The 22,032-nt window shown below is 62.3% G+C and carries 16 protein-coding genes, 12 tRNA genes, 1 pseudogene and 1 riboswitch; of the genes and pseudogenes, 12 read left to right on the top strand and 17 right to left on the bottom strand.

From position 1 onward, the window contains the following. Positions 1–4: 4 nt before the first annotated feature. Positions 5–1,240, top strand: coding sequence for a lipopolysaccharide assembly protein LapB (locus tag I6L45_RS10710; RefSeq protein ID WP_043762404.1), 1,236 nt, complete (start codon positions 5–7; stop codon positions 1,238–1,240). Positions 1,241–1,724: 484 nt separating this feature from the next. On the opposite strand, the gene I6L45_RS10705 is transcribed toward I6L45_RS10710, so the two are convergent. The 7 genes from I6L45_RS10705 to gltX all read right to left on the bottom strand — a co-directional run bounded on the left by I6L45_RS10705 (position 1,725) and on the right by gltX (position 7,673). Beyond that, positions 1,725–4,730 carry a glycosyl hydrolase family 18 protein gene (locus I6L45_RS10705; protein ID WP_216984198.1) on the bottom strand — a complete coding sequence of 1,002 codons (3,006 nt, stop codon included), beginning with the start codon at positions 4,728–4,730 and terminating at the stop codon, positions 1,725–1,727. Positions 4,731–4,874: 144 nt separating this feature from the next. Next, positions 4,875–4,959: riboswitch (cyclic di-GMP riboswitch) on the bottom strand. Positions 4,960–5,401: 442 nt separating this feature from the next. Next, positions 5,402–5,477 (bottom strand) — tRNA-Ala (locus I6L45_RS10700). Between the two features lie 66 nt (positions 5,478–5,543). Continuing rightward, positions 5,544–5,619 (bottom strand) — tRNA-Ala (locus I6L45_RS10695). 67 nt (positions 5,620–5,686) lie between these two features. Beyond that, positions 5,687–5,762: transfer RNA gene (locus I6L45_RS10690), tRNA-Ala, on the bottom strand. Between the two features lie 63 nt (positions 5,763–5,825). Then, positions 5,826–5,901, bottom strand: a tRNA-Ala gene (locus tag I6L45_RS10685). Positions 5,902–5,929: 28 nt separating this feature from the next. Then, a tRNA-Ala gene (locus I6L45_RS10680) sits at positions 5,930–6,005 on the bottom strand. Between the two features lie 252 nt (positions 6,006–6,257). Continuing rightward, a complete protein-coding gene (gltX, locus tag I6L45_RS10675; RefSeq protein WP_134697158.1) occupies positions 6,258–7,673 on the bottom strand; it encodes a glutamate--tRNA ligase in 1,416 nt (471 codons plus the stop codon). 251 nt (positions 7,674–7,924) lie between these two features. Between gltX and I6L45_RS10670 the strand changes: the two genes are divergently transcribed. The 3 genes from I6L45_RS10670 to I6L45_RS10660 all read left to right on the top strand — a co-directional run bounded on the left by I6L45_RS10670 (position 7,925) and on the right by I6L45_RS10660 (position 11,298). Then, positions 7,925–10,027: a methyl-accepting chemotaxis protein gene (locus tag I6L45_RS10670; protein WP_216982048.1), complete on the top strand. Its 2,103-nt coding sequence runs from the start codon at positions 7,925–7,927 to the stop codon at positions 10,025–10,027. Positions 10,028–10,126: 99 nt separating this feature from the next. After that, positions 10,127–10,795 carry a LysM-like peptidoglycan-binding domain-containing protein gene (locus I6L45_RS10665; RefSeq protein ID WP_216982047.1) on the top strand — a complete coding sequence of 223 codons (669 nt, stop codon included), beginning with the start codon at positions 10,127–10,129 and terminating at the stop codon, positions 10,793–10,795. Between the two features lie 293 nt (positions 10,796–11,088). Next, positions 11,089–11,298, top strand: coding sequence for a cold-shock protein (locus tag I6L45_RS10660; protein ID WP_005297820.1), 210 nt, complete (start codon positions 11,089–11,091; stop codon positions 11,296–11,298). A gap of 373 nt (positions 11,299–11,671) precedes the next feature. On the opposite strand, the gene I6L45_RS10655 is transcribed toward I6L45_RS10660, so the two are convergent. The 8 genes from I6L45_RS10655 to orn form a co-directional block, all read right to left on the bottom strand. Beyond that, positions 11,672–11,747 (bottom strand) — tRNA-Gly (locus I6L45_RS10655). A gap of 24 nt (positions 11,748–11,771) precedes the next feature. Next, positions 11,772–11,847 (bottom strand) — tRNA-Gly (locus I6L45_RS10650). A 26-nt stretch (positions 11,848–11,873) separates the two neighbouring features. After that, positions 11,874–11,949 (bottom strand) — tRNA-Gly (locus I6L45_RS10645). 24 nt (positions 11,950–11,973) lie between these two features. Further along, positions 11,974–12,049: transfer RNA gene (locus I6L45_RS10640), tRNA-Gly, on the bottom strand. A 26-nt stretch (positions 12,050–12,075) separates the two neighbouring features. Beyond that, positions 12,076–12,151: transfer RNA gene (locus tag I6L45_RS10635), tRNA-Gly, on the bottom strand. Between the two features lie 32 nt (positions 12,152–12,183). After that, positions 12,184–12,259 (bottom strand) — tRNA-Gly (locus tag I6L45_RS10630). A 36-nt stretch (positions 12,260–12,295) separates the two neighbouring features. Further along, positions 12,296–12,371, bottom strand: a tRNA-Gly gene (locus I6L45_RS10625). Positions 12,372–12,548: 177 nt separating this feature from the next. Further along, positions 12,549–13,094, bottom strand: a complete 546-nt coding sequence (gene orn / locus I6L45_RS10620; protein ID WP_043762411.1) for an oligoribonuclease — start codon at positions 13,092–13,094, stop codon at positions 12,549–12,551. Between the two features lie 91 nt (positions 13,095–13,185). On the opposite strand from orn, the gene rsgA reads away from it, so the two are divergent. The 6 genes and pseudogenes from rsgA to I6L45_RS10590 all read left to right on the top strand — a co-directional run bounded on the left by rsgA (position 13,186) and on the right by I6L45_RS10590 (position 16,138). Continuing rightward, complete coding sequence (rsgA, locus tag I6L45_RS10615; protein WP_216982046.1) at positions 13,186–14,220, top strand: small ribosomal subunit biogenesis GTPase RsgA; 1,035 nt, start codon at positions 13,186–13,188, stop codon at positions 14,218–14,220. A gap of 28 nt (positions 14,221–14,248) precedes the next feature. Then, a complete protein-coding gene (gene asd / locus I6L45_RS10610; protein WP_216982045.1) occupies positions 14,249–15,121 on the top strand; it encodes an archaetidylserine decarboxylase in 873 nt (290 codons plus the stop codon). Then, the gene (locus I6L45_RS10605) at positions 15,118–15,381 is read left to right on the top strand and encodes a VF530 family DNA-binding protein (RefSeq protein ID WP_216982044.1); all 264 of its coding nucleotides are present in this window, start codon (positions 15,118–15,120) and stop codon (positions 15,379–15,381) included. The genes asd and I6L45_RS10605 overlap by 4 nt, the downstream gene beginning before the upstream one ends. After that, a pseudogene (locus tag I6L45_RS10600) lies at positions 15,380–15,481 on the top strand (VF530 family DNA-binding protein); the annotation flags it as partial. The gene I6L45_RS10605 and the pseudogene I6L45_RS10600, both read left to right, overlap by 2 nt. A gap of 4 nt (positions 15,482–15,485) precedes the next feature. Beyond that, the gene (locus I6L45_RS10595) at positions 15,486–15,737 is read left to right on the top strand and encodes a DUF2960 domain-containing protein (protein ID WP_043762415.1); all 252 of its coding nucleotides are present in this window, start codon (positions 15,486–15,488) and stop codon (positions 15,735–15,737) included. A 2-nt stretch (positions 15,738–15,739) separates the two neighbouring features. Then, positions 15,740–16,138 (top strand): hypothetical protein, encoded by a 399-nt coding sequence (locus tag I6L45_RS10590; RefSeq protein WP_216982043.1) that lies wholly within the window; start codon positions 15,740–15,742, stop codon positions 16,136–16,138. A 67-nt stretch (positions 16,139–16,205) separates the two neighbouring features. Here the strand turns inward: I6L45_RS10590 and I6L45_RS10585 are convergent, their stop codons facing one another. Next, positions 16,206–16,700, bottom strand: a complete 495-nt coding sequence (locus I6L45_RS10585; protein ID WP_025325936.1) for a hypothetical protein — start codon at positions 16,698–16,700, stop codon at positions 16,206–16,208. 166 nt (positions 16,701–16,866) lie between these two features. Between I6L45_RS10585 and I6L45_RS10580 the strand changes: the two genes are divergently transcribed. Then, positions 16,867–18,840 carry a bifunctional diguanylate cyclase/phosphodiesterase gene (locus I6L45_RS10580; RefSeq protein ID WP_216982042.1) on the top strand — a complete coding sequence of 658 codons (1,974 nt, stop codon included), beginning with the start codon at positions 16,867–16,869 and terminating at the stop codon, positions 18,838–18,840. Positions 18,841–18,962: 122 nt separating this feature from the next. On the opposite strand, the gene rraB is transcribed toward I6L45_RS10580, so the two are convergent. Further along, the gene (gene rraB, locus I6L45_RS10575) at positions 18,963–19,310 is read right to left on the bottom strand and encodes a ribonuclease E inhibitor RraB (protein ID WP_197068428.1); all 348 of its coding nucleotides are present in this window, start codon (positions 19,308–19,310) and stop codon (positions 18,963–18,965) included. 419 nt (positions 19,311–19,729) lie between these two features. On the opposite strand from rraB, the gene I6L45_RS10570 reads away from it, so the two are divergent. Beyond that, positions 19,730–22,006 (top strand): immune inhibitor A domain-containing protein, encoded by a 2,277-nt coding sequence (locus tag I6L45_RS10570; protein ID WP_216982041.1) that lies wholly within the window; start codon positions 19,730–19,732, stop codon positions 22,004–22,006. Positions 22,007–22,032 lie beyond the last annotated feature (26 nt).

Here is a 22,032-nt window from a genome sequence, read left to right as displayed (position 1 = left end):
GGCGATGAAAAAGTTACACACCCTGATCCTCGCCCCGGTAGCCATGGCGGTGCTGCTCAGCACCGCCAGCTGGGCCGCCGAGCAGCCCGCCCTGTCTGACCGCGCCTACCGCGCGGTCAACAAGGCCCAGGCGTTGATCACCGAGAAGAAATACGGCGAGGCCAATGCCAAGCTGCAGGAGGCGCTGTCAGGCGCAGGCGAGCGGGTCTACGACAAGGGGGTCATTCTGCAGACCCTGGGCTTCGTGGCGGCGCAGCAGGAGAAGTACGGTCAGGCGACCAAGTACTTCGCCGACGCCATCGCCACCGGCGGCCTGCCGCCTCCCGTGGCCCAGCAGGTGCGCTACAACCTGGCCCAGCTCTACATGGCCGAGGGGAACTTCAAGGGCTCCATCAGCACCATGAAGGAGTGGTTCGCGAACCTCGGCAAGGACGAGAAACCGACCCCGCACGCCTACATCACCCTGGCCAACGCCCATGTGCAGCTCAAGCAGTACCGGGAAGCCATTCCGGCGGTGGACAGCGCGATCAAGCTCTCTGCGGGCAAGGCACCGGAGTCCTGGTACCTGCTGAAGATGGCGGCCCACTACGAGCTGAAACAGTACAAGCCGGCCACCGAGGTGCTGACCGCGCTGGTCGACCGCTATCCTGAGAAGAAGAAGTACTGGACCCAGCTCTCGGCCATGCACATGCAGGCGGGCAACGATGCCAAGGCCCTGGCGGCACTGGAAGGGGCCTACAACCTCGGCATGCTGACCGAAGCCAACGAGTTGCAGCGGCTCGCCAACTACCTCGCCTTCGCCGGCATTCCCCACCGCGCTGCCCGCGTGATGGAGAAGGCCATGAAGGAGGGGCAGATCGAGAGCAATGCGGCCAACTACAAGACGCTCGCCAACTACTGGCATCAGGCCAAGGAGCTGGACCCGGCCATCGACACCCTGGCCAAGTCCTACAAGCTGGCCCCCAATGCCGAGCTGCAGCTCAAGATGGCGCGCATGATGATCCAGAGCAAACGCTATCAGGATCTGGTGGCGCTGGCCGCCAAGCCAGCCGCCAACGCCAGCGGGGAGCAGCGGGCAGATCTGAAGTTCCTGACCGGGGTCGCCTATTTTGAGCAGCAAAAGCCCAAGGAGGCGCTCAACGCCTTCACCCAGGCCGCCCAGAATGGCAACGTCAGCGGTCGTGCCACCCCCTGGATCAGCTTCTTGAAGGAGCAGCAGGGCGGCGCCGTCACCCAGTAAGCGACAACAACGGGCCGCCCCGGACGTTCGGGGCGGCCACCCGGCCGAGGGAAGCGCCTTCCCGCCCGGTCGGCAAGCACAAGGGGACCTGCCCCGCAGATTGCCTTGGTGGCAATTGGCCGCTCTTCGGAGCGGTCTTTTTTATGGCACCTCCCCTGCCCTTTTTCCCCTCCTTCTCCTTATACAAGGCACAAAAAAATCCGGAGCCTGGGCTCCGGATTGAGTCATTGCGTTGAGACGGGGTTGCCCCCTCAACCTGTCATCAGTAGTTGCACACCAGCTTCCAGCTACCGTCGCCCGCTCTGAGTTCGCTGCGGGTACAGCAGCCGGGACAACTCAGTAGTTGCACACCAGTTTCCAGCTGCCATCGCCCGCTCTGAGTTCGCGGCTGGTACAGCAGCCGGGGCAACTCAGTAGCTGCACACCAGCTTCCAGCTGCCATCGCCCGCTCTGAGTTCGCTGCTGGTACAGCAGCCGGGACAACTCAGTAGTTGCACACCAGCTTCCAGCTGCCATCGCCCGCCTTGGGCTCGCTGCTGGTCCACCAGTTGGCCTGCCACACCGCCTTGCCGTTGGTCATGCGGTCGTTGCCATTGGCGTGATCCCCGCGCGGCCAGGTCGGATAGGCATTGTAGTCCGCCGGGTTGACGTTCTGGCTGGCGCAAGTAGTGCCACCACTGCCGCCGTCACCACCGCCACTGCTGCCCAGCACCGCCTCGGCCAGGGCCGGGAAGTCGGACTTCAGGCCTATGGTCTGGCTGCCCGCAATCAGGCGCATGCCGCTCGGCACGCCGGCGGCCGGCAGATAGTAGGTCATGGCCACTTCCACGTCGGTGCCCGGCGCCCAGGCCTTCCAGGCCGGCAGCGTCAGGGCCACCTTGTGGAAGTCCTTCTCGTTGGCGATGCCGTCCGAGTTCTGGTTGCCGCCGCTCTCCACCACTTTCAGCCCCATGCCGCTCTGGTCGGTGATGGTGTCTGAGGTGGAGGTGGGCACCAGAAACTCGATGCGGGTGCCGCCCGGAATGGTCTGGGTCGACTTGTTGGTGAGCTTGAGGGTCGGGTTGATCGGGTAGTTGGAGTCCCCTTCCTTGAAGCCGGAGAGGCTCACGCCGATGTCGAGCTGGGCGGCCGGAGCCGGCAGATCATTCTGCTTCAGGGCCGCCTTGTCGGCCTTGCTGAACTTCTCGTAGGCGAGGCTGGTGAGGGTGCTGCCCATCACGTACTCGTTCTTCGCGGCGTCGAAGTCATAGTCCCCCGCCATCTCCCAGAACATGACGCCCCCTAGGCCGCGCTTGACGATGTAGTCGAGCTTGTGACCCATGGACTCTTCATCTTCGGTAGAGAGGAACACCTTCTTCTGCTCGTTCCAGAGCCAGGGCGCATGGGCCTTGTCATCGTAGTAACGGACATACTGGCCTTGGATCACGTCTGCCGGGTTGTTGGGATCCAGACCCCAGGCCTGGCCGTAGCTCGGCAGGATGGTGATGCCGAGGCTGGCCGCGTGCTCCAGGTTCTTGGCATGCCACATGGGCACGGCGCCGCCGCCTATCTCCTTGCCGCTCTTGTCGAGGTCATGCCAGATGTTGTCGATGCCCACCGCCCCGTTGCCGCACGGAATGGTGCTCCCCCCCGTGCCCGGCTGGCAATCGCTCTGGCTCGGCAGCGCCGCCTTGCCACCCAGCCCCTGGGTGCCACCGGTGACCCCCTGCCAGCCACGGGTGTAATAGGGCACCCCTATGTTGATCTTGCCCGCCGCCAGGGCACCACGGAAGTAGTGGGCCGCCCAGGCGGAGTTGAGATAGCCGATGCCGCCAAACTGGGCCTGGGTGTAGACCCCCCACTGGGCCAGCTCGGGATCCGCCTTGTTGTCGAACAGGGCGGCGTTGTGGCCGACGAAGTGGTTCCAGGCGCCGTGGAAGTCATAGGTCATCAGGTTGACGTAGTCGAGGTACTGGGTGACCTGGAAGTTTTCCATGCCGCGCAGCAGATAGGCCGAGGCCGGCGAGGCGATGGTCAGCATGTACTTGCGACCGTCCTCGGTGCCGGCGCTGTCGAGCTTGTTGCGCAGGGTCTTCATCAGCACTTCATAGTTCGCAAAGAGCTTGCCGCGACACAGGTTGGAGAGCGGGAAGTCGTTCGGGTTGCCCGCATCCTTCATGGAGGTGGGGTACTCGTAGTCGATATCCACACCATCGAAGCCGTATTGGCGGATGAAGCCCACCGCCGAGTCGGCAAAGGCGTTGATGCCGGCGGTATTGACCGAGCAGTCGCCCTTGGTGGTGGCGGCGTAGAAGCCGCGGGTATCGGCCCAGCCCCCGACGGAGATGAGGGTCTTCACGTCCGGATACTGCTTCTTGTACTTGGACAGCAGGTTGAAGTGGCCCTGGTAGGCGAACTCGGGATCCATCTCGGCGCCCGGCACGCCGTTCCAGGTCATCTTGGTGGCCGAGTCGTCCACCTTGATGACGTGGCTCTGCTCGTCCACCGCCGCGAAGGCGTAGTTGATGTGGGTGATCTTGTCCCAGGGGATGTCGTTCACCAGGTAGGCGGGCAGGCCGTTCTTGCCGGTGCGCCAGGAGGTGAAGTAGCCGATGACACGGCGACCGTGATCATCCCCCATGCACTCGCTGCCGTCGGCGCGGTAGATCTGGCGCACGTCGCAGGAGAGGTTGCCGCCAGTGGGAGGCAGTGCGGCCTCTTCCACCTGCGCATCCACCTGGGCCGATTCGCCAGAGAGATTGGCCTTGTCGGTCGCCACCAGCTTGAGACCGGCCAGCCCCTTGTTCTGGGGCGTCCAGCTCACTTGCCAGGGGGCGCTGGTGTCTTCGCCCACCTTCTGGCCATTCACGAAGAGCTCGACCCTGGCGACGTCGTCATTGGCGTCGGTGACGTTGCCGCTCACCGCCACGCTGCGACCCAGGGTCACCCTGGCGCCGGCGGCCGGGCTCGCGATGCTCACTTTGGGCGCCTCGGGCGCGACCACGGCGGCGACCTTGAAGCTGGAGTCCGCCTCGCTCAGCACCTTGCCATCCTTGTCCAGCGCCCGAGCCTTGAGGGCGTGATTGCCCACACCGGCGGCAGACCAGCTCGCGCTCCAGGGGGAAGCCGTGGCGGTGGCGACCAGGGTACCGTCGATGAGGTACTCCACCTTGGCGAGCGCCGTGACCGGGCCGCTCAGGGTCACCGCCAGGGCAAGGCTGGTCCCCTCGCTGACGCTGGCACCCACGGCGGGGGAGCCGATGGCGACGACCAGGGCCGGTGGCGGTACCTCGCCGCCATAACGCTTCCAGGCATCGGCCCAGACGGTGCCGACCCCGGGCTCATAGTGGTAGGGGGACGCGCCGCACCAGCCGGAGTAGGGGAATTCCTTGCATTCATAGAGGGCGCCTGCGTTGCTGACGATGTCGCCAGCCTTGTAGGCGGTGCCGGCCTGGTAGGCGGGGTAAGCGGCCTGCGCCCAGGCAGGGACGGCCGCAAGGGCGACCAGCATGGCAAGCCTGCTGGGCCTCAAGATCTGTTGCATATTGTTATCTTCCTTGTTTGTCTTGGCTTCAACACCGGGAAAAGCGCAATCGCAACAGGGGGAAAGGGAACGACAACAGGCCATGGACGGGCCACAAACCCTCAAGTTACCCTGGGTAACCCCGCTGTCTGGCCCGTGGTCGGGCAGATCGGAGGCTTTGCGTCCCGGCATCACTGCCGGTTTGCCCTTGTCCTGGGTTCCGTGAGGAACAGCCCGAGTATAGGAAGCAAGTCTCGACCGCTCAATCTTTATTCTCGAAAGAAAATATGTGGGGACGTTCCCACACTTCATCCCTCATCGAACAGATGAGAAATAAATGATTAATATCAGTATCTTGAGCCTATCTAAACCTGGCAAACAGCCTCTTTTATTCCCTTTCTTGCACGCTGGACCACTGGTCCGAGTTGCCAGAAATGTGACAAGGCACGTCATTGGCCAGGGCCGAGAAGATGGATAGAAGGGTCAATTTAAAAGAGAGGAGTCCCTGTCTTGCTGGTGCCGTCCCTATGGATGTGACGCCTGAAAGACCCGCGCCGAGGCGGGCGAAGGATTGGCAGCCCGGCGGGATCCGGGACGATGCAAAACGACAAAACAAAAAGGCCACCGCAATGCGGTGGCCTTCTGTTGTCATCGAATGATGGTGGAGCTACGCGGGATCGAACCGCGGACCTCTTGCATGCCATGCAAGCGCTCTCCCAGCTGAGCTATAACCCCAAATTTTTACTCTTCAGACAACCGGTTCTGGCGGCCGGTCATCCTGGACGCTTGGCGTCCGAATCATGGTGGAGCTACGCGGGATCGAACCGCGGACCTCTTGCATGCCATGCAAGCGCTCTCCCAGCTGAGCTATAACCCCAAATTCTTTACTCTTTAGACAACCGCTTCTGGCGGTCGGTTGCCTTCGACGCATAACGTCTGAATGATGGTGGAGCTACGCGGGATCGAACCGCGGACCTCTTGCATGCCATGCAAGCGCTCTCCCAGCTGAGCTATAACCCCACAAAGGTCGGCCTGGGTGATACACACCGCACTGCCCTGGGTACTTCATTTCAATCAGGAACCTGGTGGAGCTACGCGGGATCGAACCGCGGACCTCTTGCATGCCATGCAAGCGCTCTCCCAGCTGAGCTATAACCCCTTGGATTCCAGATTGTGCGAGGAGAATTTGGTGGAGCTACGCGGGATCGAACCGCGGACCTCTTGCATGCCATGCAAGCGCTCTCCCAGCTGAGCTATAACCCCAACTCACCTCGGCGCTACCAAAGTTATCTCTGGCAACGGAGGCGCATGATAGGCATCGTCCGCTTTGCTGTCAACCCAAAATTCGCACCCGCTGGAGCGTTTAGTCAAAATTCAGTCAGTTAGCTGTTTTTACCGCCAACCTCATCGCTATGTCGCTGTTTTACGTCGTAAATCAGGTGGGGACTCAAAAAAAGAGGGCCCCCTCAGGGAGCCCTCTCATGCCATCTTGGGTACTGACCCGGCGAGCCTGAATTACTCGGCGGCCATGCGTGCTTCGATGTACGCCAGGGCGCGGTCGATGCGAGCGAGCACGCGCTCCTTGCCCACCAGCGCCATCACGGCGTCGATGGCAGGAGACTGGCCCTGGCCGGTCACGGCCACGCGCAGCGGCATGCCCACCTTGCCCATGCCCTGACCCAGCTCGGCAGCGGTGGCTTCAATCAGCTCGTGCAGCGCTTCTGTGGTCCAGGTCTCCAGGGCAGCCAGCTTGGTCTTGGCCAGGGTGAGCGGCTCGGCGGCAACACCACGCAGGTGCTTCTTGGCGGCCGCTTCGTCGATGGCCTCGTACTCTTCGAACAGGTAGCGGCTCTGGGCGGCCACTTCCACTAGCGTGTTGCAGCGCTCCGCCAGCAGGGTCACCACAGCAGGCAAAGCCGGGCCATTGCTGGTATCGATCTTCTGGTCGGCCATGTGCCAGGCCAGGTGCTTGGCCACATAAGCCGGATCCAGGCTGCGCATGTAGTGGTTGTTCAGCCACAAGAGCTTGTCGGTGTTGAAGGCGGAGGCGGACTTGGAGATGGCATCCAGGCTGAACAGCTTGATCATCTCCTCCAGGGTGAAGATCTCCTGATCGCCGTGGGACCAGCCCAGACGCACCAGGTAGTTCAGCAGGGCTTCCGGCAGGTAGCCGTCGTCGCGGTACTGCATGACGGACACGGCACCGTGGCGCTTGGAGAGCTTGGCACCGTCGTCACCCAGGATCATGGAGACGTGGGCAAACTCCGGCACCGGCGCGTTCAGGGCCTTGTAGATGTTGATCTGGCGCGGGGTGTTGTTGATGTGGTCTTCGCCACGCACCACGTGGGTGATCTCCATGTCCCAGTCGTCCACCACCACGCAGAAGTTGTAGGTGGGGGCGCCGTCGGTGCGACGGATGATGAGATCGTCGAGCTCGGTGTTGGCAAACTCGATGCGGCCGCGCACGTGGTCATCGAACACCACGGAGCCTTCGGTCGGGTTGCGGAAACGGATGACGTGGGGGGCGTCGGCAGGGTGATCGTGATCACCATGGCGGCACTTGCCGTCATAACGGGGCTTCTCGCCGTTGGCCATCTGGCCTTCGCGCAGCGCTTCCAGACGCTCCTTGGAGCAGTAGCACTTGTAGGCGCGGCCATCCGCCAGCATCTCGTCGATCAGGCCGTTGTAGCGATCAAAACGCTTGGTCTGGTAGTAGGGGCCCTCATCCCAGTTCAGCTCCAGCCATTCCATACCCTCGATGATGGCGTCGATGGCCTCCTGGGTGGAACGTTCCAGATCGGTATCCTCGATACGCAGCACGAACTCACCGCCCTGATTCTTTGCAAACAACCAGGAATAGAGTGCGGTACGGGCACCGCCGACATGCAAGAAGCCGGTCGGGCTGGGAGCAAAACGGGTTTTGACTTTCATCTTTAAGCCTTGTGTAGAGGGCCTTGGGCCAATTCGTTAAAAAAACCGTCGCATTTTAGCACCGACAATGACGGATGGGAAAACCATGGAAAGGCATAGGGTAAAATAGGGTTCAAACAGTTAATAACCACTGATTTTGAGTGGGATCGCAAAACTTTCCCTCTTTTTACGCTTAGCTAGGCAGGATTGCTGGAGAGATCTCCCGCCCTGCCGATAATTCGGACAACCGCCTACTACACAAGGAACGCAAGATGCAGTTTCGTTCTATCCAGAATCGCATCCTGGTGCTGGCCGGGATCGCCATGACCGCCGCCCTGGTCATCCTGATCCTGCTCAACCAATATTCGGGCCGGCAGACCCAGCAGCTGACCATCAGCTCCAGCCGTGACGCCCTGCAGCAGGAGGCGTGGCAGAAGGTCAGCGCCAACGCCCGCGCGGAGGCCGCCGCCATCACCCAGCTGCTGCAGAAGGGGCTCTCCTACACCCAGCAGATGGCCAGCGCCTTCGCCCTGCAGCAGGCGGGCAAACTGCCGCTGGATCGCCAGCAGGCCACCGAGCTGCTCAAGGCCCAGCTGGCCCTGGAACCCCAGCTCTATGGCGCCTTCGCCGGCTTCGAGCCGAACGGCTTCGATGGCCTGGACGCCAGCTTCGCCGGACAGACGCCCCTGGGCAGCGATGACAAGGGTCGCTTCGTCCCCTACTTCTATCGCGACAAGGATCAGATCGGCACGGACCTGCTGCTCTCCATCGAGAAGAGCGACCCGGATGAATTCGGCAACCCCGCCAACGACTACTACGCCTGCCCGAAGCGGGAGGGACGTTCCTGCCTCGTCGATCCCTTCAAGGTGGACATCAACGGCCAGCAGGTACTGGTCAGCACCATCACCACCCCCATCCTGGTGGATGGCCAGTTCAAGGGGATAGCCGCGCTCGATCTGGCGGTGGACTCCATCAGCCGGCAGGCCCAGTCCCTCAACAGCAACATCTATGACGGCAAGGGCGAGACCCTGATCGTCAGCGCCGCCGGTGTCATCACCGGCACCAGCGGCGATGCCGCCCTGCTTGGCAGCCGGGCCGACAAGGTGCTCGGCAACGGCTGGCAGCAGTACCTCAAGCCCGAGGTGCAGCGCCAGGAGCTCGACGATGCGTTTCGCATCTCGGTGCCCATCGCGGTGCCCGGCATGGCCCGCAACTGGGCCATCATCGTCACCCTGCCCTACAAGGTGGTGCTGGCAGGGGCGGACGAGCTGGAGCGCCAGCTCACCGACATGAACCGCACCGCCATGACCCAGCAGCTCATCGGAGCCCTGCTGGTGCTGGTGCTGGCGCTGGCCACCATGCTGGTGATCGCCCGCAGCATCACGGGCCCCATCCGTCAGATGGTCAGCCTGGTAGATGACATCGCCGATGGCGAGGGGGATCTCACCAAGCGCCTGGAGAGCCGCTCCCAGGATGAACTGGGGGCCCTCTCCCGGGGGATCAACCGCTTCATCGACAAGCTGCAGGCCCTGCTCGGCGACGTGCAGAAGACCGCGAGCGAGGTGCACCGCCATGCCGGCGACACCGATCGCATTGCCGGCCAGACCGACAGCAACCTGCAACACCACCAGGCGGAGATGGAGCAGATGCTGACCGCAGTGCAGGAGATGTCCTATGTCAGCCAGGAGGTGGCCACCCACGCCAACAACACCGCCGACTCCGCCAAACAGGCCCAGAGCGCGGCGGATCAGGGCAAGGTGCGCTTCCAGCAGGTGATCCACTCCATGCACAAGGTCGCCTCCGAAGCGGGCAAGGGGGCCGAGGTGGTGGAAGGGCTGGCCCACGACAGCGAGCAGATCACCAGCATCCTCACCGTCATCCAGGGTATCGCCGATCAGACCAACCTGCTGGCGCTCAACGCCGCCATCGAGGCGGCCCGGGCCGGCGAGCAGGGGCGCGGCTTTGCGGTGGTGGCCGACGAGGTGCGCAAGCTCGCGGGCAACACCCAGCAGGCGGTGCAGAATACCCAGGAGCTGATCGAGAAGATCCGCCACAGCTCGGCCAATGCGGTCAACGCCATCCAGCAGAGCCAGCAGCTGACCCATCAGGCAGTGGGTGAGGCGGATCTCGCGGAGGCGGCGCTGGACAGCATCTTCCAGGCCATCGCCACCATCAACGACATGACCTACCAGATCGCCTCCGCCGCCGAGGAGCAGAGCTCGGTCTCCGAGACGGTGTCGGGCAACCTGTCAAAAACCAGCGCACTGGCCAACGACATCGCCCGGGATGCCACCAGCACCGCTAACGCCAGCCAGGCCTTGCGTCAGGCGGCGGAACGTTTACAGCAATTGCTGGGACAATTCCGTCTCAGTTGATAATTTTCATGCTCTGGACTCTCCCCCTCGGGGGCGAGTCCGTTTACCATAGGCGGCATATTTGCCTGATGGCAGGCAATGTAGTGAGAGGTAAATGCCGTGCCCACCCCGGACCGTCGCCCACGTGGCCATAACAGACGAGCCCAGCAGCGTCGCCAAGACGAATCACAAGGAACCCTGCTCCAACGTATCAACGCGGCTACCCTGCCCCTGCGCCAGCGTCTCGGCCAGGGCATGAGTGGCCTGGGTCAACGCAAGCAGGAGCCGAAGGCGAGCTCCTTCAAGCTGGCGAGCCCGCTGCCCCGCAAGCACACCATAGGCCTGCTGGTGCTGATCCCGCTCTGGCTGCTGGTGCTGGCCTGGGAGCCCGCTCCTGCCGCCCCGACCGCAGCGCCCTCAGGTTCCCTGGCGGTGCCCCTGGCCGTGCCGACCCAGGCCCTGACCGTGGGTGCCGGCAACGCCGGCAGTGCGCCGGTTGCCGCCAAGCCGGTCGAGGAGAAGGTCGACGGTACCTGGCTGCAACACGAGGTGCAGGCGGGCGAGACGCTCTACTCCATCTGGCGCAAGTTCGAGTTGCCCGGGGCCGAGCTGAGCCGCCTCATCGCCATCGAGGGGCCGGATCGTCCGCTGACCCGTCTGCAGTCCGGCAAGTCGGTCTTCATCCTGGTGGATGACAGCCGTCGCATCCAGCGGGTCGAGATCCGCTCCTTCGGCCAGGCCAACTACCGCTACGACCGCCAGGGTGAGGGGTTCGCCCTCAAGGAGTGAGGCCTTCAAGGCAGCACCACGGATGAAACGGGAGGCCATGGCCTCCCGTTTTTTTGAGGTGAAGCATGAAACAAGCCGCTGACTTCACAATACTTTTAGCTTGCTCAAAAAACGAAAAGCACCAAATTGACAAGGGATCGGGCTCCAGTACAATCGGTCAGGCTTTAGACAGGGATTGTGCTACATGCTACTGGGACAAAGAGACGTGGTCAGTCATGCTTCAACCCCTGCCTTTCAGGCAAATGCTGCCCAACGAGGCTTAGTTTCATTTTGTTATAGATAGGACTTACCACATGTCTGACATTCGCACCGGCCAGGTAAAATGGTTCAACGAAACCAAGGGTTTTGGCTTCATCGAGCAATCCCAGGGTCCGGACGTTTTCGTTCACTTCTCCTCCATCCAGAGCGCAGGTTTCAAGACTCTGGCTGAAGGTCAAAAAGTACAGTTCACTGTGACCCAGGGCAAAAAAGGCCCTCAGGCCGAGAACGTCACCGTTATCTAAGCCCGCGCCAGTGAGCCTGTAGGAGGAGCCTTTGCCCCTCCTATTTTTTTGCCTGCCTTTCCCGCCACGATCATCAGCCTGCCCGCAGCCACCACCGCCCTCTCCGGCCCCTGGGTACGAAACAGATACAGAAAACAGGATCCTGACCTGGCTGAACGCCGGATACGGCAAATCATCGCAGCGCGATGTGATGGGCAATTCAAATGGATGATGAGGACTTCGAAGAGAGATTGGAGCGGGAAACGAGACTCGAACTCGCGACCCCAGCCTTGGCAAGCGCGGATCATGCTCTACCAGCTGAATGTGGCAGCGATTGTATTGAGAAACTGGATTCGTGAACTTGGGGGGAGAGATATTGAATTTGAAGAGAGATTGGAGCGGGAAACGAGACTCGAACTCGCGACCCCGACCTTGGCAAGGTCGTGCTCTACCAACTGAGCTATTCCCGCAACGGAATGTCATCTGCAAGTGATTGGAGCGGGAAACGAGACTCGAACTCGCGACCCCGACCTTGGCAAGGTCGTGCTCTACCAACTGAGCTATTCCCGCAACGGAATGTCACTTACAAATTTTTTTGGAGCGGGAAACGAGACTCGAACTCGCGACCCCGACCTTGGCAAGGTCGTGCTCTACCAACTGAGCTATTCCCGCAACAGGATGTCATCTGCAAGTGATTGGAGCGGGAAACGAGACTCGAACTCGCGACCCCGACCTTGGCAAGGTCGTGCTCTACCAACTGAGCTATTCCCGCATCGGAATATCACTCACAAATTTTTTTGGAGCGGGAAACGAGACTCGAACTCGCGACCCCGACCTTGGCAAGGTCGTGCTCTACCAACTGAGCTATTCCCGCAACATTGGTTGTCTTGAGGCTGTGCTGATGATTGGAGCGGGAAACGAGACTCGAACTCGCGACCCCGACCTTGGCAAGGTCGTGCTCTACCAACTGAGCTATTCCCGCATCGGGCTGGTTTGCACCAGTGTCATCATCAGATTTTGGAGCGGGAAACGAGACTCGAACTCGCGACCCCGACCTTGGCAAGGTCGTGCTCTACCAACTGAGCTATTCCCGCAAAACCTTAAAACAGGCCGTACAGCATTTGGTTGCTTGCGCTACTGTACGGGAGCCGAATTATAAGAGCAGACATTCCAATTGCAAGGGCTTTTTTGTCTGGTTGCAGCCGTTCGCTCAAAAGCTGGTCGAACTGCCGATTTTAGCAACCGGATGATGGCAAACCCCTGCCTGTCACTCAGATTTTGAACACCTGAGCACGGTAGAACTGCAGCTCGGCGATGGATTCGCGGATATCGTCCAGCGCCTGGTGGGAGCCGCTCTTCTTGAACTGATCCAGCAGCTCGGGCTGCCAGCGGCGCACCAGCTCCTTGATGGTGCTGACGTCCACGTTGCGATAGTGGAAGAAGGCCTCCAGCTCGCCCATGTGCTTGACCATGAAGCGGCGATCCTGGCCGATGCTGTTGCCGCACAGCGGGCTGGTGCGCTCCGGTACCCACTGGCGAATGAAGTCGAGGGTCTCGGCGACGGCTGCCGCCTCGTCGTGCTGGCTCGCCTTGACCCGGGCCACCAGGCCGCTCTTGGTGTGGGTGTTGACGTTCCACTCGTCCATCTTGGCCAGCTCTTCATCGCTCTGGTGAATGGCAATGACCGGCCCTTCGGCCAGCACGTTCAGGTCCTTGTCGGTGACGATGGTGGCGATCTCCAGTACCACATTCTCTTCGGGGTCCAGACCCGTCATCTCCATGTCGATCCATACCAAGTTCTGCGCGCTGACTGTCATGATTGCTCTCTCTATTGGGAGGAATGGCGGAATTTTGCCAATTTGCATGTATCATACTGGCTTTGGATCTGTTCATAAACTGGCAAACCCCGTGGCAAAGAAAGCAAAACTCAATCTGGGTCAACAAAGGCGCGTCCAGGCCAACCGCGAGCGGCGACTGCAAAAAGAGCACACCACTGTGGTGGATGACACCCTGTTCGGGCCCGCCATTGAGGGGGTGGTGATCAGCCGCTTCGGCCAGCATGCAGACGTGGAAGCGAGCGACGGTACCATCCACCGCAGCAACCTGCGGCGCAGCAGCATCAGCAGCCTGGTGTGCGGCGACAAGGTGGTATGGCGCCCCGGCCTCAATGCCGCGACCGCCGGCGTCATCGAGGCGGTGCACCCGCGTCACTCGGTACTGACCCGGCCGGACTTCTACGACGGGGTCAAACCCATCGCCGCCAACATCGACCAGATCATCATCGTCTCGGCGGTGATGCCCGAGTTCTCCACCAACATCGTCGACCGCTATCTGGTGGCGGCAGAAGACGTGGAGATACGCCCCCTCATCGTGCTGAACAAGGTCGACATGCTGGACGATGCCGCCCGCGTGCGCGTCGAAGGCCAGCTCGAGACCTACCGCAAACTCGGCTACGAAGTGCTGCTGGTGAGCTGCGAGAGCGGCGAAGGCCTCGATGCACTCAAGGCAGCGCTAACCGACAAGATCAGCATCTTCGTGGGCCAGTCCGGGGTGGGCAAGTCGTCCCTCACCAACGCCCTGATGCCGGGGCTCGACGTGCTCACCGGCGAGATCTCCGAGAACTCGGGGCTCGGCCAGCACACCACCACCACGGCGCGGCTCTATCACTTCCCGAGCGGCGGCGATCTCATCGACTCCCCCGGGATCCGCGAGTTTGCCCTCTGGCACCTTGAAGCCGACCGCATCACCTGGTGCTTCGTCGAGTTCCGTGACTACCTGGGTGGCTGCAAGTTCCGCGACTGTACCCACAAGGACGATCCCGGCTGCGCCCTGCGGGCCGCCGTCGACGGTGGCGCCATCAGCGCCGATCGCTTCCACAACTATCACCGCATCCTGGAAACCATGCAGGAAGCCCGCCACGGTCGCCAACAGGCGCGGCTGTGACCCTTATTCAACCAAATCGATGACGAACATGAGCATTACTGACAACCTGAAGATTGCCGGTCAATACTGTCTGCCCAAACACGCCCTCTCCCGCCTGATCGGCAAGCTGGCCGCCGCCGAAGCCGGCAGCCTCACCACCAGGGTGATCGAGGCCTTTATCAAGCAGTACCAGGTCGACATGAGCGAGGCGCTGCACGAGAGTCCGGCCCACTACAAGAGCTTCAACGCCTTCTTCACCCGCGAGCTCAAGCCCGGCATCCGCCCCGTGGTCGAGGACGCCATGACCCTGGCCCTGCCGGTGGATGGCACCGTCAGCCAGCTCGGCCCCATCCATCAGGGCCGCATCATCCAGGCCAAGGGCCACGACTACAGCGCCCGCGAGCTGCTCGGCGGCTATGAGGATCTGGTGGCACTGTTCAAGGATGGGGACTTCGCCACCATCTACCTAGCGCCCAAGGATTACCACCGCATCCACATGCCGCTGGACGGCGTGCTGGAGAGCATGGTGTTCGTGCCGGGGGATCTCTTCTCCGTCAACCCGCTCACCGCCGAGAACGTGCCGAACCTGTTTGCCCGCAACGAGCGCGTGGTCGCCACCTTCCGCACCCCCCATGGCCCCATGGCGCTGGTGCTGGTCGGTGCGACCATAGTCGCCAGCATCGAAACCATCTGGGCCGGCAATATCGCGCCGACCAAGCAGAAGGAAGTGGTGCGCTGGGACTACACCGGCGACGAGGCCATCACCTTGCAAAAAGGCGCCGAGATGGGGCTGTTCAAGCTCGGCAGCACAGTCGTCTGCCTGTTTGGCCCGGGCATGCTGGCGGGCTTCGAACCCCACCTGGCCAACGGGGTCACCACCCGCATGGGCCAACCCTTTGCCAAGCTGGCGGAGCAGGCATGAGCGATCAGCCCGTCTCTTCTCAGAAGAACAACCCGCTGCACGGGCTGACGCTGGAAGCCATCGTCACCGCCCTGGTTGCCCACTACGGCTGGGAAAAGCTGGGGCAGGAGATCGCTATCCGCTGCTTCACCCAGGATCCCAGCATCAAGTCCAGCCTGAAATTCTTGCGAAAAACTCCCTGGGCGCGGGAAAAGGTCGAGAGCCTCTATCTGTACGTCCAGCGCAAGCAGGCGAAACAGGCAGGCTCCCACAGTGTTTAAGTCCAGCCTGAAGTTCTTGCGCAAGACCCCCTGGGCACGGGAAAAAGTGGAGAGCCTCTACTTGTACGTTCAGCGCAAGCAGGCCAAAGAGAAGGAGTGACGCCATGGCGTTCAAGATTACCTACACCTACAAGAAGCAGGCCCGGGAGATTGGCTACGCCAACGACAAGTTCAACAGCATCTATGACGCCGTTGCCGCCGCCGAGGGGATAGACCTCTCCCGCTTCCACGCCATGGAAGAGCAGCTGGCCCAGGTGTGCCGCCGCGACAAGAAGAGCGTGAAGGATTACCGGGAGAACTACTTCAAGGAGCTGGGCTTCTCCAACATCGTCATCGAGCGGGATCCCAAGGAGTAAGCATGCGCACCCTGACCCTGATGGCCGCCTCCCTGCTGCTGGCGGCCTGCACCACAGCGCAGACCCCCACCGTGGGTGCAGACCGCGACAAGCACGGCTGCATCGGCAGTGCGGGCTACCAGTGGTCTGCCCTGACCGGCCAGTGCGTACGGCTGTTCGAGCAGGCGATGCGGCTGGCACCGCTCGACGCCAGCCAGACCGGCAGCGCCTTCGTGCTGTTCAGTGGCGATCAGAGCGAGGCCGAGCTGACCCTGCCTGGCGGCGAGCAGATCCGCCTGACCCGTCAGGGGGAAGAGGGAGGCTGGTCCTGGCAGGGCGGAGCCTATCAGCTCTATCCCTGGAAGGGCTATGTGCTCAAATCCGGCGAGCGGGCGCTGTTTCACGGCGACCTAACCCCCTGACCCCAGCGCCCGGAAACAAAAAACCCCGTTGCCTGCAACGGGGTTTTTTCATGGTGCCTGACAGAGATCAGTTGCCCAGCGTGGCGAACAGGCTCTGCTCCAGGCTGCCGCGGGAGACGCACACCGGAGTGATGGAGGGGGCCAGCACCCGCTCGCCGGAAGACTCGACGAAGTAGAGCTGGGTGTTGCCCTTGACGTTGACGGTCGCCACGCTGTTGTTGCCGCTCTGGGTGATGATCAGGTTGATCTGCAGGTTGGGGTTGCCCAGTGCGACCTTGGAACCCATGGTGCCGCAATCCAGCCACTCCAGCCCCTCGGCGGAGTTCTCGACGTTGGCAGTCATCAGGCCGGAACCGCGCTGACTGTTCTCGATGTTCAGACCATGATCGCCAAACCACTTCTCGGCGCGGGCCCATACCAGATCCACCGGGATCGCCATCTCCTGGGTGTTGTTGGTTGCCTTGGCAACCGGAGGGGTATAGCGGTACTGCTCGCCACCATTGTTGTCGCTGGCACAACCTACCATCAACAGGGCCAGGGCGCCCCCCATTATCTTCTTCATGCTGCTTCTCTCGTCCATAAGGCCATAGGCCAACCGGCGGCTATTATGGCGATCGCGACACAGACTGTCAGCAGGGATCGCTACAAATGACTGACTATTAACCCAAGCTTTACAAAACTGGCCTGTTATCATAGATTTGCTCGAAATCTCACCCGTGAGTGCTCACGTGAATTCTTTCCTGAACCTGGCGCTGCTGCAGCAGATCATCGACCAGCTACCCATGACTATCTTCTGCCGGGATACCAGCGGACGCTACCTGTTTGCCAACATGGCATTCGCCAGGGAAGCCGGTTTGCAGCACCCGGACGACGTCATCGGCAAGCGCGATGCCGAGATGCCCTGGGGGGATGTATTCCGCGAGGAAGATGACCGCCTGCTTGCCGAAGGCAGGCCCCTGCTGAATCAGCAGCTCCATTGCCACAACGGCGCCGGCGCCAACTGGATGGAGATCCACAAGGTCCCGCTCTATGACGAGCACGGCAACCCCATTGCCCTCTTCGCCATGATCAGTGCCATCGATCAGCGCAAGGAGCTGGAGCAGACCTACCGCCAGCAGCAGCTGCTGCAACGCCGCCTGCTGGATGCCATCCCGGATCTGATTCGCCTCGAGGATCACCAGGGCGTACTCATCGACTGCAATCAGGCCTTCCTCGATTTCATGGGGCTCATGGCCGGCGAGGCCCTCGGGCGGCGCGTGCCGCCCCGGCTGCCTGTCGAGCAGACCCTGGGACAGGGGGAGTACTGCGTGGTGGAAGCCCAGGGCAAGGGACGCCATCTGGAGATCACCCGGGTCGAAGTGCCGGACGACGAGGGCAACTCCCTCGGCATTCTCACCCTGAGCCGCGACATCACCGGACTGCGCACCACCCAGGCCCAGTTGCAGCAGGAGCAGCACTACGACAGCCTGACCGGTCTGCTCAAGCTCTCCCACTTCCTCCAGACCAGCCGCCACCTCGGTGCCCGCAAGGCCAGCCTGCTGCTGGTCGATCTGCAGCATTTTCGCGAGATCAACGATCGCTTCGGCATCCGGGTCGCCGACCGCCTGCTCAGCCAGGTCGCCCGCCGTCTGCAACGCCTGGCGCCGCCCCAGTCCCTGCTCTGCCGGGTGGCCGCCGATGACTTCGCCCTGCTGCTGCCCGAGCTCCCCCTCTCTCTGGACGAGTGGAGCCGCAACCTGCAAGAGGAGCTGATGGTTCCGTATCAGGTGGAGGAGCACAGGATCCAGATCCCGGTGTTCCTCGGCATCGCCCATGGCAAGGCCAAGGATGCCGAGCGGCTGCTGAGCCACGCCGAGGCCGCCCTGGCCCAGGGCAAGCGCCAGCAGCATCACTGCACCCTGTTCGATCCGGAACTCGACGCCAAGCTCAAGCGCCGCCAGCTCATCGCGGCCCAGCTGCCGCTTGCCATCAAGGCGGCCGAGCTGACCGCCGTCTACCAGCCCATCATCTGCACCCACAGCAATCGGCTGCACGGGGCCGAACTGCTCTGTCGCTGGCCCCATCCGGAATTCGGCATGATCTCCCCCGACGAGTTCATCCCGCTGGCGGAAGAGCTCGGGCTCATCGGCCAGCTCGGCCAGCTGATGCTGGAACTGGGCTGTGCCCAACTGGCCCGCTGGCAGGTGGCGGCGCCGGATCTGGTGCTCTCCGTCAACCTCTCGCCGCTGCAGTTCCGCGATCCCGAGCTCTGCCCGCAGATCTTCGACTGCATCGAGCGCCACGGGCTCGCCCCCTGGCAACTGGAGCTGGAGATCACCGAGGGGGTACTGATGGAGAACGCCGACGAGATAGAGAGCAACCTCGCCTGCCTGATCGAAGCGGGCTTCCAGCTCGCCATCGACGACTTCGGCACCGGCTACTGCTCCCTGGCATACCTGCCCAGACTCCAGGTGGCGACCCTGAAGCTGGACCGCAGCTTCACCCAGGGGCTGGCCACGAACCAGGCCACCACCGCCATCGTGCGCTCCGTCATCGGGCTTGGGCACGAGCTCGGCATCAAGATCACCGCCGAAGGGGTGGAAACGGCAGAGCAGCAGGCCTGGCTGGTGAAGGAGGGTTGTGATCACCTGCAGGGCTACCTGTTCAGCCGTCCCCTGCCCCCGGCCGAGTTCGCCCGCAACTATCAGTTGCCGACGGACTGACACGCCGGCAACGAACAAGGCCACCCTGAGGTGGCCTTGTTCGTTTTGCAAGGAGTGGCACTATGCACCGGGGCGGACGCAAGATCCGGGCCCCTCGCCCTGCTTTCCGTCCGCCGGGCGGTTTACTCCTGGAAGTAGGTGCCCCAGCCGTCGTAATCCACGCCGTATTTTTCCAGGATAGGCAGCATCTTCTCGATGTCGGCGACTATGGTCTCGATATCCAGCTTGCACTCCACCATGGCGTCGAAGCAGAAGATGGTGGCGCCGTCGTCCAGTTCCATCTCCTCGGCGTCGGTCACCTCGAAGCCAGCCTTGAACAGATCGACCGCCGCCTTCTCCAGCAGCTCGAACTTCTGGCAGGCAAAGTGGTGCTCAATCTCGTAATCCAGATCCGGATTGCTGCCATCGGCCAGCAACTCGTTGACGATGGCGGTGGTCTCTTCGCGCCACTCTTGCAGATTGGTATTCATATAAACCCCAGACGGTGTTGGATGGAGGTCAGCCCCTGCCGGTTGACGCGCCGTGGCGACGTCATTCCTGTTTCCGGGGCATGATTGCGGCAAAGCATACCCGCACAGCGCAGCAGGCTCAATCTATGGGGCAAGATAACTGTCCGCGCCCTTCCCTCCCAAATGGTGGTGACCGCCGACATCGTTAAAAAAGTGTAACCACCCAGCATCCGGATAGTTCCCAATGGATATGGCTACCTCACCGACCATCAGCCCCATTACCGCACCGCATTCAATTCCCATCCCAGTGTTTTCCTCCTCTCCTGCCAGGATGACAAGGCCGCCGTCCAGAGGTATCAAGGGACGCGGGTGAAACACCGCCCGCACGGAAAAGGAGCCCGCCAGGCTCCTTTTTGATCATGTGAAGGAGCACATTGATAATGCCTAATAAAACAATAATGAGCCTGCTTGTCGGCTCAACCCTTATGATTGGAAACCAGGCCATGGCCGCCCCGGTCCACGGTCCGTTCGATGCCCCCCTGGCCGACGAGGTGAAGGTGCTGGAGATGCTCAAGAAGAGCGGCCGCATTCCGACCCTGGCCTCCCCCGAGCAGGAGCAGGCCGCCCTGGCTCGCTTCTATCGCGAGAAGTCGCGAGCCTATCAGGGCAGCAGCGGCACCCTGGCGGTGAAAGAGGGCAAGGTGCGGGAGACCATCCTCAAGAAGATCCGCCTGAACGGCACCGCCCGTCCCGGCGATCGGGTGCCAACCCTGCTGCTCAAGGCTATCGAGCGGGAGCACTACCAGGGCAAGATGCGCAAGGACAAGATCCTCGCCATCCTGGTGGACTTCCCCGACTACCCGAAGAACAGCGTGCGCCCCGAGCTCACCAAGATGTACTACCCGGATTACACCCCGTCGCACTACAACGATCTGCTGTTCTCGTCCAAGGGCTATGTCGGCCCGAACGGCGAGCGGTTCACCTCCATGCGCCAGTTCTACGAGCAGCAGTCCGGCCAGAGCTACAGCGTGCGCGGCCAGGTGGCGGGCTGGTATACCGCCAGCAAGAACGCTGCTTACTACGGTGCCAACGCCACCCCTGACACCATCCGGGACCTGGTGAAGGGGGCGCTGATCCAGGTGGCGGGCGACCCCTCCATCGATCTCGCCCAGTTTGACCAGGAGGATCGCTACGATCTCAACGGCAACGGCAACCGGAACGAGCCGGACGGCCTCATCGACCACCTGATGATCTTCCACTCCAGCGTCGGCGAGGAGGCCGGGGGCGGCGATCTCGGCGAAGACGCCATCTGGGCCCATCGCTGGAACCTGGGGGCCCCCTACCCCATCCCGGGCACCAACAGCCCGAGCCAGAACTTCGGCGGCCAGTTTGCCGCCTACGACTACACCATCCAGCCCATCGATGCGGCAGCCGGGGTCTGTGCCCACGAATATGGTCACGATCTCGGGCTGCCGGACGAGTACGACACCAAGTACACCGGCAAGGGAGAGCCGGTGGCGACCTGGTCCATCATGTCCTCCGGCTCCTGGGCCGGGGTCATCGGCGGCACCGAGCCAACCGGTTTCTCCCCCTGGGCCAAGGAGTACCTGCAGGCCTCCCTCGGTGGCAACTGGCTGCACGGCAGCAATGTCCACGTCGACGATCTCGGCCCGCGCGGCAACGTCTACATGCTGGATCAGGCCAACGACAAGGGGCGCAACGACGACGTGGTGCGCATCAACCTGCCCGCCAAGCTGGTCCCCCTCAACCCGCCCTACGCCGGCCAGTACGAGTACCACGGCGGCAAGGGCAACAACCTCGACAACCGCATGAGCCTCACACTGGATCTGGGCGGCAAACAGAGCGCCAGCCTGAGCTTCAAGGCCTGGTACCAGATTGAAGAGGGGTACGACTACGCCAGGGTGCTGGTCAACGGCGAGCCCATCGCGGGCAACCTGACCACCAGCGACGATCCCAACGGGATCGGTTTCGGGGTCGGCATCACCGGCAACTCCAACGGCTGGACCGATGCCGAGTTCGACCTCACCCCCTGGGCCGGTCAGCAGGTCACCCTGACCCTGCAATACCTGAGCGACGGCGGCGTGGCCGAGAACGGGCTGTTTGTGGACGAGCTGCAGATCCTCGCCGATGGCGACACCCTGCTGAGCGACGGGGCCGAAGGCAACTCCCCCTTCACCCTCGCCGGCTTCGTGAAGAGCGACGGCAACGAGGCCAAGGATCACTACTACCTGGCCGAGTGGCGCAACCATGCGGGTGTGGACAAGGGGCTGGCCCACATCAACGTGGCCGACCAGCTGATGCGCTACGAGCCGGGCATGCTGCTCTGGTACGTGGACAGCAGCCAGGCCAACAACTGGGTGGGTGTCCACCCGGGTGAGGGCTTCCTCGGGGTGGTGGATGGGGATCAGCGTACCCTCAAGTGGAGCGACGGCGCCGTGGCCAGTACCCGCTACCAGATCCACGACGCCACCTTCAGCCTGGGCTTCCAGCAGCCGCTCAACCTCAAGCACCCGAGCGGCTCCCTGCTGCGCGACTTCTGGATCACCCCGAACCGGGTGTTCAAGGATTCTCGCAGCTACCAGAGCCAGGAGATACCGGATGCCGGTCGCCTGCTGCCCGAGTACAGGCTCAAGATCAGCGTCACCGGTCAGGCCCGTGACCTGAGCACGGGCCGGATCATCGTCAGCCGCCACTGAGCACGACACTCATGACAAGGGGGCCC

The organism is Aeromonas sp. FDAARGOS 1415 (genome assembly GCF_019048365.1).
Taxonomy (GTDB): domain Bacteria; phylum Pseudomonadota; class Gammaproteobacteria; order Enterobacterales; family Aeromonadaceae; genus Aeromonas; species Aeromonas taiwanensis.
Note: the sequence above shows the minus strand (reverse complement) of the source record. Positions and strands in the feature narration are given on the sequence as shown.

What these genes read in the sequence shown, in the direction of transcription:
- I6L45_RS10595 (WP_043762415.1), top strand. Translation starts at nt 15,486, where the DNA reads ATGGCGTTCAAGATTACCTACACCTACAAGAAGCAGGCCCGGGAGATT.
- I6L45_RS10660 (WP_005297820.1), top strand. Translation starts at nt 11,089, where the DNA reads ATGTCTGACATTCGCACCGGCCAGGTAAAATGGTTCAACGAAACCAAG.
- I6L45_RS10605 (WP_216982044.1), top strand. Translation starts at nt 15,118, where the DNA reads ATGAGCGATCAGCCCGTCTCTTCTCAGAAGAACAACCCGCTGCACGGG.
- I6L45_RS10705 (WP_216984198.1), bottom strand. Translation starts at nt 4,730, where the DNA reads ATGCTGGTCGCCCTTGCGGCCGTCCCTGCCTGGGCGCAGGCCGCTTAC.
- I6L45_RS10570 (WP_216982041.1), top strand. Translation starts at nt 19,730, where the DNA reads ATGCCTAATAAAACAATAATGAGCCTGCTTGTCGGCTCAACCCTTATG.
- rraB (WP_197068428.1), bottom strand. Translation starts at nt 19,310, where the DNA reads ATGAATACCAATCTGCAAGAGTGGCGCGAAGAGACCACCGCCATCGTC.
- gltX (WP_134697158.1), bottom strand. Translation starts at nt 7,673, where the DNA reads ATGAAAGTCAAAACCCGTTTTGCTCCCAGCCCGACCGGCTTCTTGCAT.
- asd (WP_216982045.1), top strand. Translation starts at nt 14,249, where the DNA reads ATGAGCATTACTGACAACCTGAAGATTGCCGGTCAATACTGTCTGCCC.
- I6L45_RS10585 (WP_025325936.1), bottom strand. Translation starts at nt 16,700, where the DNA reads ATGAAGAAGATAATGGGGGGCGCCCTGGCCCTGTTGATGGTAGGTTGT.
- orn (WP_043762411.1), bottom strand. Translation starts at nt 13,094, where the DNA reads ATGACAGTCAGCGCGCAGAACTTGGTATGGATCGACATGGAGATGACG.
- I6L45_RS10670 (WP_216982048.1), top strand. Translation starts at nt 7,925, where the DNA reads ATGCAGTTTCGTTCTATCCAGAATCGCATCCTGGTGCTGGCCGGGATC.
- I6L45_RS10710 (WP_043762404.1), top strand. Translation starts at nt 5, where the DNA reads ATGAAAAAGTTACACACCCTGATCCTCGCCCCGGTAGCCATGGCGGTG.
- I6L45_RS10590 (WP_216982043.1), top strand. Translation starts at nt 15,740, where the DNA reads ATGCGCACCCTGACCCTGATGGCCGCCTCCCTGCTGCTGGCGGCCTGC.